Below are 13,980 nucleotides of genomic sequence, written 5' to 3' on the forward strand. Positions count from 1 at the left end.
AAAAAATCTTTTGTGAATATTTGGAGGGAATAAAACTTTTGCTCTATCTTTGCACTCGCAAACGACAGAAAGGTTGTCTGCCCGAGCGGGAACGCTTGTCTTAGGTTCGACTGGGTTAAAGTCCTGGTTGTGATCACGCAAGAGATCTTTGAGATATTTGATATTGACAAACAGAAGTGTAGTACAAGAAACGTTTAGGGAAACTAAACCGTCAATTGAACGAGAACTTTGATAGATCTAGGAATAGTAATTCATTAGGGCAACAAACAGAGAACAAACAAAACATTATAGATTGACAATGGAGAGTTTGATCCTGGCTCAGGATGAACGCTAGCGATAGGCTTAACACATGCAAGTCGAGGGGCAGCAGGGACTTCGGTCTGCTGGCGACCGGCGCACGGGTGCGTAACGCGTATGCAACTTGCCTTACAGAGGGGGATAACCCGTTGAAAGACGGACTAATACCGCGTATTCTCAAGAGGGGGCATCCTTTTTTGAGGAAAGAAATTCGCTGTAAGATAGGCATGCGTCCCATTAGCTAGTTGGTGCGGTAACGGCCCACCAAGGCAACGATGGGTAGGGGAACTGAGAGGTTGAACCCCCACACTGGTACTGAGACACGGACCAGACTCCTACGGGAGGCAGCAGTGAGGAATATTGGTCAATGGGCGCGAGCCTGAACCAGCCAAGTCGCGTGAAGGATGACTGTCTTATGGATTGTAAACTTCTTTTATAGGGGAATAATGGTTAGTACGTGTACTGAATTGAATGTACCCTATGAATAAGCATCGGCTAACTCCGTGCCAGCAGCCGCGGTAATACGGAGGATGCGAGCGTTATCCGGATTTATTGGGTTTAAAGGGTGCGTAGGTGGCTTGTTAAGTCAGCGGTGAAATCTTGGAGCTCAACTCCGAAATTGCCGTTGATACTGGCGAGCTTGAGTGTAGATGAGGTAGGCGGAATTTGTGGTGTAGCGGTGAAATGCATAGATATCACGAGGAACTCCGATTGCGCAGGCAGCTTACCAAGGTACAACTGACACTGAAGCACGAAAGCGTGGGTATCAAACAGGATTAGATACCCTGGTAGTCCACGCAGTAAACGATGATTACTGGGCGTATGCGATATACAGTATGCTCCTAAGCGAAAGCGTTAAGTAATCCACCTGGGGAGTACGCCGGCAACGGTGAAACTCAAAGGAATTGACGGGGGCCCGCACAAGCGGAGGAACATGTGGTTTAATTCGATGATACGCGAGGAACCTTACCCGGGATTGAAATGTAGATGACAGATGGTGAAAGCCGTTCTCCCTTCGGGGCATCTATGTAGGTGCTGCATGGTTGTCGTCAGCTCGTGCCGTGAGGTGTCGGCTTAAGTGCCATAACGAGCGCAACCCCTGTCTGCGATTGCCATCAGGTTATGCTGGGAACTTCGCAGAGACTGCCGTCGTAAGGCGTGAGGAAGGTGGGGATGACGTCAAATCAGCACGGCCCTTACATCCGGGGCGACACACGTGTTACAATGGAGAGGACAAAGGGCAGCTACTGGGCGACCAGATGCGAATCTCTAAACCTCTTCACAGTTCGGATTGGAGTCTGCAACTCGACTCCATGAAGCTGGATTCGCTAGTAATCGCGCATCAGCCATGGCGCGGTGAATACGTTCCCGGGCCTTGTACACACCGCCCGTCAAGCCATGGAAGTCTGGAGTACCTAAAGTCCGTAACCGCAAGGGTCGGCCTAGGGTAATACAGGTAACTGGGGCTAAGTCGTAACAAGGTAGCCGTACCGGAAGGTGCGGCTGGAACACCTCCTTTCTGGAGACCTTAATGAGGATCAGGGTTCTCAATAGTTCAAGGTTCAGCGTCCCAAAAACGCCAATTGACTACACTTCGTCAATATCGATCTCAGATCTCTTTCTCATCAAAAACCCAGTCCTCTAAAAAGAAGACTGGGTTTTTATCCGAATATATCAGAGAGAATACGAACTATCTAGTGCATTATCCTCTCATATAGTGAGGCATCTGCCTACATTTCCCTACTTATAGGTATGGTTCGGACTCTTGGGATGCTCTAATTTTGTCTTCACCTCCCCACCCTAACCCTGGGGAGCGAGATAGGATTAACAAAACTTATGGAGCAGACAGTAGACTACCTAACACGTGGGCTAGCAGATTACCCCGTCGCACAGACCTCTAGCGAGACAACAATGCAACGCATTGCCATCCATCATATCTACGAATATGAGAAGGGCATTCGAAGCATGGTCCTCTGCACCCTCGATAAGGGTGAGCTGGGCCTGATCCTGCGCAAACTCGAGGCTCGAGGGATCGCTCACTTCACGCAACCCACACCTAAGCTCTCTAGGGTGAACCTTTTCTTCGGACACAAGGCCTGTATTGAGACCGTAGGCTACTTCCTGCGAGATCGTTACCTTCACGAGCTGAGTGCAGAGCAAGACTTCATTCTCGGCACACTCCTCGGCTACGACCTCTGTGGCCAATGTGAACGTTACCAAAAGCGAGTTAACCTCTAGTCCACCCTTTGGCCCGAGACTCCTCCTTAGCCAAAGGAGTACGATCTAAAAAGAGGAGGGAGCTTCTCTGTCAGAATGTAAAAAAATCGGTCATATCCACCTCTCAGCAAAGTTATATTGCATGGGAAACACACAAATAGAGCCAATATCTCCACACCCGTCCACAAGATAAAGCAGAATATCAGGTTGTCCTTAAGGATATAAAGGATCCACAAGTACATTTATCTCACAAATAAACCCTCCCAACGCTTGCCCCTCTGTAAACAAATGTGTAACTTTGTGGGAGGGAATGTGCGTATGACATCTCAAGAAGCCCATCTGGGGGTCATGTAACCGCCATAGCGTGGGCGTGCTGCGTTCAGTTCCTACTGATACAAAATATATTAAGTTAGGAATAATGTCGTACAGAGTATTACAACTAGGGAAATTCCATCCCATTAGAGGCGGGGTGGAGAAGGTCATGGAAGCCTTCACCTGTGGTCTATCCTGTAGAGGATATGAGTGTGATATGCTATGCGCTTCCGAAGATGGTAGTACCAACGAGATTAGCCTCAACGGATATGGACGTATCATCAAGACCCCAACTTGGACAAAGAAAGCAGCGACCATGCTCTCACCAGGCATGATCTTCAAGCTGCGCAAGATCTGTCGAGACTACGACATCATCCACATACACCATCCGGACCCTATGGCTGCCCTGGCCCTCTTTATGTCGGGATATAGGGGTCGTGTCATCCTCCATTGGCACAGTGATATTGTCAAGCAAAAGAATCTTCTCAAGCTCTACGCACCACTACAGAACTGGCTCATCCATAGAGCAGATCGGATCGTTGGGACTACCCCCACATACGTAGCCGAGTCCCCTGCTCTAAAGCGTGTTCAGGACAAGGTCTCCTACCTGCCTATCGGCGTACAGGAGCCGCAAGCCTGTCTGCAAGATATAGCTAGGATCAGAGAGCGTTACCAAGGCAAAAAGATCATTTTGTCCATGGGGCGACTAGTCGAGTACAAAGGGTACGAATACCTAATCTCGGCTGCAGAGATCCTCGGAGATGATTACGTGATCCTCATCGGAGGCAAGGGGGAACTCATGCCCCAGCTAGAGGAACAAATACATCGGCTGCACCTAGAGGATAAGGTTCACCTACTAGGCTACGTTGCTAACGAAGAGATAGGGGCCTACTACCATGCCTGCGATGTATTTTGCCTCAGTTCAACCATAAAAACTGAGGCTTATGCTATCGTACAGGTAGAGGCCATGGCTTCGGGCAAGCCTGTAGTCAGCACCAACATCCCTGGCTCAGGGGTATCCTGGGTCAATGAGCATGGGGTATCGGGGCTGAACGCCCCAGTCTGCGATGCCGTAGGCCTTGCAAAGGCTATCCAGCAGATATGCCAAACTCCCGAGACCTATACCCGCTATTCACTAGCCGCCAAAGCTAGATATCGTATGATGTTTCGCAGCGAGGATATGATCGACCGCCTGCTTCGCTTATATGAAGAGCTCTTAGACAATCACTCTCCGTTTATTTCGATGAACCCAGCCACCATATAGGAATCCCAGATTAGACACTATTGTACTTATTCAGGTAAATATGCAAGCCTATATCAAAAGATTACTAGATATCGTCATGGCGACGATCTCCATGATCGTCTTCTCCCCCGTTATGCTCATCATCGCCATTGCAATCAAAAGGGAAGATCCCCACGGCGATATCATTTACAGTCAAGAGAGAATTGGCTACCGAGGCAAGCCCTTCACTTTGTATAAATTCCGCTCCATGCGCATGGATGCAGAACTCGACAATGCCCCCCAATTATACCTGGGAGAGGACGAAGACCCTCGGCTAACCAAGATCGGGCGGTTTATTCGAGCCCATCACCTTGACGAGTTCCCTCAACTATGGAACGTGTTGCGTGGAGACATGTCTTTCGTTGGCTACAGACCCGAGCGTAAGTTCTTCATTGACCAAATTATTCAGCAAAACCCCGACTATGTACGCCTCTATGCGATGCGTCCAGGGCTCTTCTCCTATGCTACTCTATACAACGGTTACACCGATACGATCGAGAAGATGCTCGAGAGGCTAAGGCTAGATCTTGAGTACTTGGAGAAGCAATCCATATTTTTTGACATAAAAATCATTGTTCTAACAGCATTCTCTATTATCTTTGGAAAGAAATTCTAACTCATCGATAGATCTATGACTATAAGATATCAGCACGCCGTGCTTGCACTGCTCGCAGTGATCACTCTTGGGACCTCTTGTACTACTAGAAAAACTATCACCTACCTTCAAGATGTTGAGCTCGCTCAGCAGTATGCAGTAGCTTATGACAGAGAGACAAAGCTACAGGTAGGCGACCGTATCAAGGTCAAGGTAAACTCTACATTCCTCGAACTGGCAGCACCATTCAACGGGGCGGGATACGTTATGCCTGGCCAACAAGGCGGCGGCGGGGCTGCAGTCTCCAGTCAAGCCCCTCAGATCGGCTATACAGTCAAGCGAGATGGGACAATTGACTTCCCCGTACTCGGGCGGATCAAGGTAGTAGGGATGACCACAGCGGCGGTCTCAGAGCTTCTGCGGGAGAGGATTCTCCTAGGCAAGTATATGAAAGATCCTGATGTGCATGTCGTGCTAGACAACTTCACTATCTTCCTACTTGGAGCTGTTTCAGAACAGTTGGGAGCAGCTGGCTCTAGAGATTACCTAGGCGGAGGGCAACAAGGGGGAGATTATGCCTTCACGGCGTTTAACGCAGCTGGAGGGGGTGTCCTTCGAGTACGTGAGCGGGATAAGATCAACATCCTAGAGGCCATTGCCATGGTTGGAGATCTGCCTGTACAGGCAAAGATCGATCGTATCAATGTCATCCGCAAGGAGAATGACAAGTACACTACCTATAGGGTCAATCTCAAATCTGCGAGCCTCTTTGCCTCACCGGCCTTCTACCTCAAGCAGAACGATATCATCTACGTAGAGCATAGATACAAGGGCGAGCGTTCCCTCGATCGAGGGTTACAACTCGGCTCGTACTTTTTCTCCGCTCTATCAACGATCACTGTTGCACTGGCTCTATTTGTGAACAAGAAGTAAATCCATTTAGCTCCTATGAAAGAAACAAAGAGGGTACAGATCATAAGGCAGGTATCAGATGTCAATCTCCTTGACGTTCTGAGATACCTGGTGAGTTACTGGAAGTGGTTTGTTCTATCTGTGCTGATCTGTGCAGGATATATGTACTACCGCTCTGCCCAGCAACCTTACACATACATGAGCGAGGTAACGGTCATCATCCAGGATCCCTCTCAGCGTACCTCCATAGATTTTGACTTCATCAATCCTCGACAACGCGGACGAGCCAACATCGAGAATGAACGTCTGATACTACGAAGTCAGCGTATCATTGAGAACGCACTCAAGAAAATAGATGCACAGGTAAGCTATAAGTATAAAAAAGAATTTCGTATGATCGAACTCTACAAAGCCTCCCCTATACGGGTGAGTTTTGTAGATTCCTTAGAGCTATACGACAGTTTCTTTGTCAGCTACAAAGATGAAAACCAAGTCTCTGTTTCTTACAATGAAGAGGAGCATATATTCCTTCTCGGAGACACCATCAGTATCGGCAAAAATAGACTAATCATAGAGCCAAATCCCAACTATACCTCTCCCTGGATTGCCCGACAGATCCAAGTGAGCCGAGTACCTGTACCAGCATTGGCCGTTGCGTACCAAGGCTCCCTCAGTATTGGACAGCCTGAGGGTAGAGCGACGATCCTAAGCCTATCCATTACAGAAGCCTCCAAGCAGAAGGCTACCGACCTATTAGGAGCACTCGTAGAGGCCTATAACGAGGAGGTAAACACGCTCCGGACCCAAATCTCGGTCAACACCACGGAGTTCATCAACAATCGTCTTATCTCCCTTGAAGAGGAGCTCGAGAGTATGGAGAACAATCGGGAGGAACTCCTGATCGAGAACCAATTTATCAATCCTGCATCACTAGCCGAAAGCTACATGAACAGGACGCAAACCAATCAGAATGGGCGTATCGAACTCGAAGCACAAGAACGTCTTATAGCCTACATGCAGTCTTACCTAAAAGACGCGAGTAAGACTAACGAGTTCCTGCCTCTAAACATTGGCATCATGTCTCCAGCTCTAGACGAGAGCATCGGACAGTTCAATCAGATCAAACAAGAGAGAGATCTGTGGATGCAGGCCACAGGTGCCTCTCAGGACAACCCTATCGTCGAGCGTTATAACCAGTCCATGCACGTAGCCCGTGCGGCTGTAGCCCGTGCTCTTAAAGATGCGGCAGCAGCCATCAGCATCAAGCTCAAGGAAATGAGGTATCAAGACAACCAGGCCTATGCCGAGCTGGTAACCCTACCACCCAAGGAGCGTCAATGGCTAGATGCTGAGCGTCAATACAAAATGAAGGAGGCCCTCTATACCCAGCTCCTGAGTAAGAGAGAGGAGAACCTATTCGCCCAAACGATCACCAACAACAACGCCTACATCCTTGACCTCGGCGTGGGGACTAGTGCACCAATCTCTCCAGTGCCTAGCCGCTCTATCCTGCTGGGAATCGTGCTTGGACTCTTTATCCCTGCTGCCTATGCGATCCTAAAGCTCTTGACCGACACCAAGATCCACTCTCGTCGAGACGTTGTGGATCAAGTGAGCTTACCCTTCTTAGGTGAAATTCCCCTCAATACGACCAAGAAGGGAGGAGAAGGGATTGGGGTTTCCGAACAGGGAACAGATCTTACTTCCGAGGCCTTCCGCATCCTTCGCAGTAACATGGATTTCATGGGGCAGAATGGGGTGATGCCCAAGCGCATTGTACTGACCTCATTCGGAGCAGAGGCAGGGAAGTCCTACATCTCCTACAACTTGGCCAAGAGTCTTGTCTTTGCTGGGAAATCGGTGGTTCTGATCGACATAGATATCCGTAAGCGCACACTAACCCGTAAGCTCAACTTTGAGCACAATATGGGGCTTACCTCCTACCTTTCGGGAATGGATGTATCTATAGATGAGTTGATCCAACAAGATCCCAACTGCGAGATGCTCTCGATAATTCCTGCAGGGACTATTGCTCCCAATCCTACCGAGCTGCTCCTTAGCAAGAGATTGGACTCCCTCATTGATGAGCTCGGCCGCCGATATGACTATGTCATTATGGACAATGTACCCTTCGGAGTCGTAGCGGATGCGAGCATCGTTAATAGAGCTGCCGATCTCACCCTCTTCATCATTAGAGCCGAGAGGATGGATAGACGCATGCTTCCGGAGCTCGAGCGTCTGTACCAGGAGCAGGTGCTGACCAATATGGCCATCATCCTCAACGGGGTGAACCACAACAGCAGCAGCTATGGATATGGATATAGCTATGGATATGGCTACTACGGATATGGCTATGGATATGGTCATCTAGGTAAGAAGAGCCTGCGTAAGCGGTTTGTCGAGCGAATGAAGATGTTCTTCGTATCTTGATAGAGGACTGAGAGCATGAGGCATGCTTTTCTAATCTTTGCACATAGCGATAAGGGTCTACTAAAGACGCTTATCGCTATGCTCGATCATGAGCAGAATGATATTTATCTGCACATTGACCGCAAGTGCAAGGATTTCTCTCCGGAGGACTTCTCGACGACTAAGGCGGGGCTCTACCGATGCCCCCGTCGCAAGATCTACTGGGGGCATCATGGGATGGTGGAGACTGAGCTCGAGCTCTTTGCTCAGGCTCGCCAGAGGGGTGGATATGCCTATTACCACGTCTTCTCGGGCTCTGATCTGCCGATCAAGTCTCAGCAGGAGATCCATCGCTTCTTTTCTAAGCACAAAGGCAAGGAATTCGTCTCCTACTGGCAAGAGGAGGGGCATCGTGGCGATGCTCGTCTGAAGGTCATTCGCTACCACCTTGGCTTGCGCTGGGAGAAGATCCGTCCTCGTCTCTTGAGCATACTCGTGGCTAAGGTCAGATACCTTGTTGGCGACCTACTCACAGCTCTCCTCGGGGAGAGGGACTTCCCCTGGACAATCTACAAAGGGGCTAACTGGGTGAGCGTTACCGAGAGCTTCGTAGACTACCTCCTAGAACATCGGGAGCAGATTGTCAAGCGATACAAGTACACCCGCTCTGGGGATGAGATCTTCATTCAGTCCCTACTTTGGGACTCCCCATTTAGGGAGCGGCTCTACCGCCCAAGCCAGGATAGAAGCCAGGAGGGCTATCGAGACGATGCCTGCCTCAGAGAGATCTACTGGAGGGATGATGCTAACTCACCCGAGGTATGGAGGCTCAAGGATCTAGACCAATTGCTCTGCAGTCCGAACCTCTTCGCTCGCAAATTCAGCACCTCAGTGGATGCCGAGATCATTACTGAGCTATACAAACGCTTGGGCTAACTAGAGCTCAAGGCAATACAAATTCATGGAGCAACTCATATATCAAATAGCCGAACAGATCGTTGTACTGCACACCCCCTCGGCGAGGGAAACAGCGGCCTTACTTCCAAACTTTGCCCCCTTTCGCCTCGCCTCCCTGCCTCAGGACGTAGGGGTTCTGCTCGAGGTTTGGGGTAATGAGCCCATCCAGCCCGATGTAGAACGAGAGCGTCTAGTCGAGACGACCAAGGACTATCGGACTGTATGGAGGGTCTACCTCAGAGACGATCACCACTATCGGGCAGAGATGAGCGACGGAGAGCGGACTCTAAGCTTCGTCATCGATAAACACTGGCGAGAGATGCGCTGCGGCCTACCCCTGACCTCTAGGGGGATGGCAGCATACCTCAACCGATTTATCCTCATTGCCTATGGGGCAGCGACGGCCAAGCTGGGCTACCTCAAGGTACATGCCTCTGTAACGGAACTCAGAGGCAAGGCCCTCCTCTTCCTAGGTGTCAGTGGCACGGGCAAGAGTACCCATAGCCGTCTGTGGCAGAAGTACATCCCTGGATGTACCCTACTCAATGACGATGAGCCGATTGTGCGCATGATGCCTGATGGGCAAGTCAGGGTCTACGGAGCTCCCTGGAGCGGCAGTACGCCCTGCTACCGCAATGAATGGGCGGAGGTAGTGGCCTTCGTCCATCTCTACCAGCATACGGAGAATAGGCTCATCAAGTGTGATGGCCGAGAGGCCCTCAACTCGCTCTTCTCCTCGGTCGCCGGCTTGAGCTTCGACCGAGAGGGCAAGCAACAGATCTTCAATGCTGTGGCAGACATCCTCGAGTGCATACCTGTCTATCATCTCGACTGCCGAGCAGACGAGGAGGCTGTACGCCTGACCCGCTCACTGCTTGACTAGACAATGAAGAAGTTGGTTTTACCCAAAGAGGCCTTTTTCAGTGAAATCCTAGAGCAAATAGCCCAAGGGAAGACCGTCTGCATTGGGGCACAGGGGCGGAGCATGCTCCCCCTGATCCACAGTGGGGAGGACTCGCTATACCTCAGAGCCCTCAGCGAAAGCTCTATCGTCCCAGGAAACATCATCCTCGGGCGAACGAATGAGGGGTTCTACGTCATCCACCGTATTGAGCGGGTAGAGGGGAATCGAATCACCCTCAGAGGAGATGGTAACCCCTATCAACGAGAGATCATCCACAGGAGTGGAGCCCTCGCCGAGCTCGTCTACTTCGAGCATCGAGGCCTGCATATAGGCCCCAAGCACTGGCGTTGGCGTATGTGCCAGAGCCTATGGCCTAGCAATGGGATGGCCCGCAGGGCACTGCTCTATCTCTACCGCCATCTAGGCTAAGGGCTGACAGCCCTCGCCGATCTCCCCACTCCTCCGAGAGCACACCCGCTCTTGGAGGAGTGGGGAGTTTGCTTTGGGGCAGGGGCTAGAGGGCCACGGCAGCGACATAGACATCGACCACCTCGACGCCAACCTCCTCGAGTAGATCACACAGGCTCATGAGTGTAGAGCCCGTCGTGAGAACGTCGTCTACGAGAAGGATCGTCCGCCCCCTAAGGGCCTCGGAGGCTCGATCCGAGAGGATGAAAGCCTCTCTAGCGTTGAATATGCGCTCGATCTTGTGCAGGTGGGTCTGCGAATGGCTTCCTCGCCTGCGCTCAACGACCGAGGTAAGGATCTCCACGCCGAGCTCCTCGGATAGGGCTCGAGCGAGAAGCTCGGACTGATTATAGCCCCGTCGGCGTCTACGCTCGGGCGAGACGGGAACGGGGATGATGGCATCGTAGCGACCCTCGGGGCGCACACCTCCCAGGAGGGCCATGCGGACGATGTGCCCAGCGAGAGATCTGTGGCCATGGTACTTGAGGGCGTGGATGAGGCGCTGTACCCCTGTGCCTCGCCGATAGGCCCAGAGACTGTAGAGCTGGCGAAAGAGAGGCGAGCCATAGAGCCGCTCATGGGCACAGTGAAGCACAGGGTAATAACGCTCCAGGGCCAAGGCACAGGGGGCACAGACCTCCCACTCATGGGGCGCAAGACGGGCATCGCACACAGGGCATAGCCGAGGGTAGATGTAGTCCCAGAGGAGGGTGCAGACGACGGGCCAACGCATAGCCTGGGGCAAGAGGAGGGAGAGTGGCTACCTCCGCTCCTCCTCTCGAGCTCGGGTCATCCGAAAGGACTGTCGGTAGAAGATAAAGATCGGGATCGCTACCCCGATACCAAGCGAGATCATGACAAAGGCTGCCGTGATTGCATTGCTCAGGATCACATTGAGATACTCCCCTCTTAGGGCCTCGTCTGTGGTACGCATGAACTGGATCATACCCAGGAGAGAGCGGTAGGCGAACATCCCTGGGATCATTGGCAAGAGGGCGGGGAAAGAGAAAACCTCCGAGGGGTAACGAGCCTTGTAGGCGAAGAAGATCCCGACGAAGCCTGTCAGCATAGCTGCAAAGAACGAAGCTACAGCGATCTCGAAGCTCAGATAGCTCATCAGCACGAAGCGAAACATATGTCCCAGAGCTGCTAGTATAGGGACGTAGATGAAGGACTTACGAGGAGGATTAGACACCGCAGCGAAGCCAATAGCAGCGATGGCGGCGAAGAGGCCATCCTCGAGTATAGCCAAAAGATCGAGAGACATAATACAGAGGGCTTAGAGAAGTGAGAGATCGAGCAGGAGGAGCGAGACACTGAGCCCAATGCTGAGGCTTAGGACGATCAGCAGGGCATTCACCAGTCGGGAGATCCCGTTGAGGATATAGCCATCGAAGAAGTCCATCATCGAGTTGATGAAGGGAACGCCAGGGATGAGGAAGAGGACGCTCGTACTGAGCGCAATCTGAGGGGTTGCTGTCCACCCCAGACACACCCCTAGGCCTACGACGAAGGAGGCGACGAAGGAGGCGACCACAACCACAAGATAATGATAGGCATGGCGACGATTGAGCTCCTGGCGTAGGTAGAAGGCTGCCGCCGTACCCAGCAGAGTGAAGAGCATTGCAGGCAGATCCCCACCGAAGAGGCGGCAGAAAGCCATATTGGCCAGGCTAATGAGGAGCAGGATGAGCCAGCGATTGGTCGGCTCATGGTCGAGGATCTGCTGCATACGCACCTCGAGCTCAGCGAGGCTAGGACGATTGTCGTAGGCGAACCAGCTCAGGCGGCTCAGCTCGGCATTGAGATAGAAGTTCAGTGGCCGAGCTCGGTGGTGGGTTAGAGCCGTAATGGGGTGGTTGCAGACCAGAGGTTTAGTTCCCTGGCTCTTGGAGCTAAGCGTCATGGCGATGTTGCGCTGAAACATCATGATATTGGCCTCATAACCATAGGCCTCTGCGATGCGGGTCGTATTGAGGACGATACGGGAAGTCTGTACCCCGACGCTGGTCTGTACCGTGGCGAAGCGCAAGAGGAAGTCTATGAGCTCTTCCTGCTCGGGCTGGGGGGCTGTAGGGCTGTGCATAGGATAAGGGGGGTTAAGGTTCGTGGTTAAGGGGTTTGCACTGCTTGGCTAAGAAGACCAGGAGAGGGGTCTCGGCCTCGAGGTAGATCTCCTCCTGGTCGGCACGATTGAGCGTCCCCGACCAAAGATAGGGCAAACGGAAGCTCTCCAGGGGCCAGTGTAGCCCTCGAGCCGTGAGAGGAGAGCCGAAGAAGTCGAAGAGGGAGACCTGCTGCCCTCTCTCGACCTCGAGCACAGAGGGTGAGGAGATCAGGCGAAAGTGTCCCTCGTCAGTCAAGGCCAGGAGTTCGTCTACCATAGAGGCGTAGCCTGGCAAGAGGGCGATATTGCCTAGGAGATGATCCTCTCGCCCGCCCGAGATCCCCAGGAGGGTAACAGCCCTCAGACTCAGCTCATGGGCTACGAAGTTCATGGCCTTGGTCAGGTCGTTGGTCTCTTGGTCGGGGCGGTGATGGATGCGTCCCTCGAGCTGCCTGCGGAGCTCGGGCGAGATGGAGTCGAGATCGCCCACGACAGCATCAGGCAGGAGGCCAGTATGCTGCAGGAGCTTATTGACAGCCCCATCGCAGCAGATGAGGCGATAGCCCTCGCCCCCCTCGCTCCATCGGCGGATCAGCTCGAGAGCTAAGGGACACTTGGGGTAGGCTCCATTGGCCAGGATGAGTGTCTTGGGCGAGGTATCGGCCGAGAGCTTGGGAAAGTACTTACTCATGGGCTTGCTGTCGCTGGAGGCGACCCCAGTGTCTGTAGCCCATGAGGGCGACACAGAGGTTCACGAGCATGACAAAGGTCGTAATGGCATCGCCCGAGGTATAGAAGACTAGGGCATAGAGGAAGTTGGAGATAATCCAGCATACCCAGTGCTCACGCCACTTGCGGGCCAGCATGATCATCCCTGCGAAGGCCCATACGGTGGCCAGGGCATCGGCCCAGGGCAGGGCGCTATCGGTGTAGGAGGAGAGCAACCAGTAGGCAGGCCAAGAGAGTAGGAAGACGGAGAGCGTCCCCCACACAGCCACACGGGTCGGCGTCGTAGTGATGGGGAGCTCTTCGTCATCCTGCCCCTTGCTCCTGAGCCACACCACCCAGCCAATAATGCTAGTGATGAGGTAATAGACATTGATCACGAGATTGCCGTAGACCCGCTCCTGCCACGAGACAGCGATATAGAGCAGGGGCAGGAGGATACCTACGGGCCAGAGCCAAATGCTGGCCCGATACTCTAGGTAAACCCAAACGAAATTGATCAGTGCTGCGACAAGGGGCAGAGGATGCTCGAGGACAAACGTCCATAGGGCATGAAGCCATTCCATAGATAAGAGGTTGCGTTGTTTAGGGAGGTGTTGATAATACAACTACAAAGATAGTGGACTTGGCCCAATCTTCTCCACCCCCAGGGACAAGTGGCCTGCCCAAGAGGACAATGGATGCCTCTAGTGAGCACTCGTCTACCCTTGTGGGCAGATAGTTGTAGATAGGCCTTGTAGGGATGCTCAGAAGTCCTTACATTCACAAGCAAATCACAGGCATCTAATCAAGAA

At 52.3% G+C, this 13,980-nt stretch carries 13 protein-coding genes and 1 rRNA gene; 9 read left to right on the forward strand and 5 right to left on the reverse strand.

The window, feature by feature from the left end; genetic code table 11:
- Positions 1-295 precede the first annotated feature (295 nt).
- From HQ37_RS07035 to HQ37_RS07080, 9 genes are all read left to right on the forward strand, one after another.
- Positions 296-1,816: ribosomal RNA gene (locus HQ37_RS07035) — 16S ribosomal RNA — on the forward strand.
- A gap of 317 nt (positions 1,817-2,133) precedes the next feature.
- Positions 2,134-2,535, forward strand: a complete 402-nt coding sequence (locus HQ37_RS07040) for a DUF2023 family protein (protein WP_369794065.1) — start codon at positions 2,134-2,136, stop codon at positions 2,533-2,535.
- A gap of 397 nt (positions 2,536-2,932) precedes the next feature.
- A complete protein-coding gene (locus tag HQ37_RS07050) occupies positions 2,933-4,090 on the forward strand; it encodes a glycosyltransferase (RefSeq protein WP_036881816.1) in 1,158 nt (385 codons plus the stop codon).
- Between the two features lie 40 nt (positions 4,091-4,130).
- Positions 4,131-4,724: a sugar transferase gene (locus HQ37_RS07055; RefSeq protein ID WP_081951804.1), complete on the forward strand. Its 594-nt coding sequence runs from the start codon at positions 4,131-4,133 to the stop codon at positions 4,722-4,724.
- Between the two features lie 15 nt (positions 4,725-4,739).
- On the forward strand, positions 4,740-5,636 hold the full coding sequence (locus HQ37_RS07060) for a polysaccharide biosynthesis/export family protein (RefSeq protein ID WP_036881818.1): 897 nt from the start codon (positions 4,740-4,742) through the stop codon (positions 5,634-5,636).
- Positions 5,637-5,651: 15 nt separating this feature from the next.
- Positions 5,652-8,045: a polysaccharide biosynthesis tyrosine autokinase gene (locus HQ37_RS07065; protein WP_052080841.1), complete on the forward strand. Its 2,394-nt coding sequence runs from the start codon at positions 5,652-5,654 to the stop codon at positions 8,043-8,045.
- A gap of 15 nt (positions 8,046-8,060) precedes the next feature.
- On the forward strand, positions 8,061-8,960 hold the full coding sequence (locus HQ37_RS07070; RefSeq protein WP_036881820.1) for a beta-1,6-N-acetylglucosaminyltransferase: 900 nt from the start codon (positions 8,061-8,063) through the stop codon (positions 8,958-8,960).
- 25 nt (positions 8,961-8,985) lie between these two features.
- Positions 8,986-9,864: a hypothetical protein gene (locus HQ37_RS07075; protein WP_036881823.1), complete on the forward strand. Its 879-nt coding sequence runs from the start codon at positions 8,986-8,988 to the stop codon at positions 9,862-9,864.
- A gap of 3 nt (positions 9,865-9,867) precedes the next feature.
- Entirely contained in the window at positions 9,868-10,314 is a 447-nt protein-coding gene (locus HQ37_RS07080) for a S24 family peptidase (protein ID WP_036881826.1), read from the forward strand.
- 85 nt (positions 10,315-10,399) lie between these two features.
- Here the strand turns inward: HQ37_RS07080 and HQ37_RS07085 are convergent, their stop codons facing one another.
- From HQ37_RS07085 to pnuC, 5 genes are read right to left on the reverse strand one after another with little or no spacing between them, the layout of a single operon-like run.
- Positions 10,400-11,086, reverse strand: coding sequence for a ComF family protein (locus HQ37_RS07085; RefSeq protein WP_036881963.1), 687 nt, complete (start codon positions 11,084-11,086; stop codon positions 10,400-10,402).
- 27 nt (positions 11,087-11,113) lie between these two features.
- Entirely contained in the window at positions 11,114-11,623 is a 510-nt protein-coding gene (locus tag HQ37_RS07090) for a threonine/serine exporter family protein (RefSeq protein ID WP_200879452.1), read from the reverse strand.
- A 9-nt stretch (positions 11,624-11,632) separates the two neighbouring features.
- Positions 11,633-12,439, reverse strand: coding sequence for a threonine/serine exporter ThrE family protein (locus tag HQ37_RS07095; protein WP_036881832.1), 807 nt, complete (start codon positions 12,437-12,439; stop codon positions 11,633-11,635).
- Between the two features lie 13 nt (positions 12,440-12,452).
- On the reverse strand, positions 12,453-13,151 hold the full coding sequence (locus HQ37_RS07100) for a thiamine diphosphokinase (RefSeq protein ID WP_036881835.1): 699 nt from the start codon (positions 13,149-13,151) through the stop codon (positions 12,453-12,455).
- Positions 13,144-13,752: a nicotinamide riboside transporter PnuC gene (gene pnuC, locus HQ37_RS07105; RefSeq protein ID WP_036881837.1), complete on the reverse strand. Its 609-nt coding sequence runs from the start codon at positions 13,750-13,752 to the stop codon at positions 13,144-13,146. The genes HQ37_RS07100 and pnuC overlap by 8 nt, the downstream gene beginning before the upstream one ends.
- Between the last annotated feature and the right edge of the window lie 228 nt (positions 13,753-13,980).

It is taken from the genome of Porphyromonas sp. COT-239 OH1446 (assembly GCF_000768875.1).
In the GTDB taxonomy this organism is placed as follows: Bacteria; Bacteroidota; Bacteroidia; order Bacteroidales; family Porphyromonadaceae; genus Porphyromonas.

Bases quoted from the DNA above. Each gene is read 5' to 3' on its own strand.
- HQ37_RS07050 (WP_036881816.1), top strand. From the start codon at position 2,933: ATGTCGTACAGAGTATTACAACTAGGGAAATTCCATCCCATTAGAGGC.
- HQ37_RS07100 (WP_036881835.1), bottom strand. From the start codon at position 13,151: ATGAGTAAGTACTTTCCCAAGCTCTCGGCCGATACCTCGCCCAAGACA.
- pnuC (WP_036881837.1), bottom strand. From the start codon at position 13,752: ATGGAATGGCTTCATGCCCTATGGACGTTTGTCCTCGAGCATCCTCTG.
- HQ37_RS07060 (WP_036881818.1), top strand. From the start codon at position 4,740: ATGACTATAAGATATCAGCACGCCGTGCTTGCACTGCTCGCAGTGATC.
- HQ37_RS07075 (WP_036881823.1), top strand. From the start codon at position 8,986: ATGGAGCAACTCATATATCAAATAGCCGAACAGATCGTTGTACTGCAC.
- HQ37_RS07070 (WP_036881820.1), top strand. From the start codon at position 8,061: ATGAGGCATGCTTTTCTAATCTTTGCACATAGCGATAAGGGTCTACTA.
- HQ37_RS07055 (WP_081951804.1), top strand. From the start codon at position 4,131: ATGCAAGCCTATATCAAAAGATTACTAGATATCGTCATGGCGACGATC.
- HQ37_RS07085 (WP_036881963.1), bottom strand. From the start codon at position 11,086: ATGCGTTGGCCCGTCGTCTGCACCCTCCTCTGGGACTACATCTACCCT.
- HQ37_RS07095 (WP_036881832.1), bottom strand. From the start codon at position 12,439: ATGCACAGCCCTACAGCCCCCCAGCCCGAGCAGGAAGAGCTCATAGAC.
- HQ37_RS07040 (WP_369794065.1), top strand. From the start codon at position 2,134: ATGGAGCAGACAGTAGACTACCTAACACGTGGGCTAGCAGATTACCCC.
- HQ37_RS07080 (WP_036881826.1), top strand. From the start codon at position 9,868: ATGAAGAAGTTGGTTTTACCCAAAGAGGCCTTTTTCAGTGAAATCCTA.
- HQ37_RS07065 (WP_052080841.1), top strand. From the start codon at position 5,652: ATGAAAGAAACAAAGAGGGTACAGATCATAAGGCAGGTATCAGATGTC.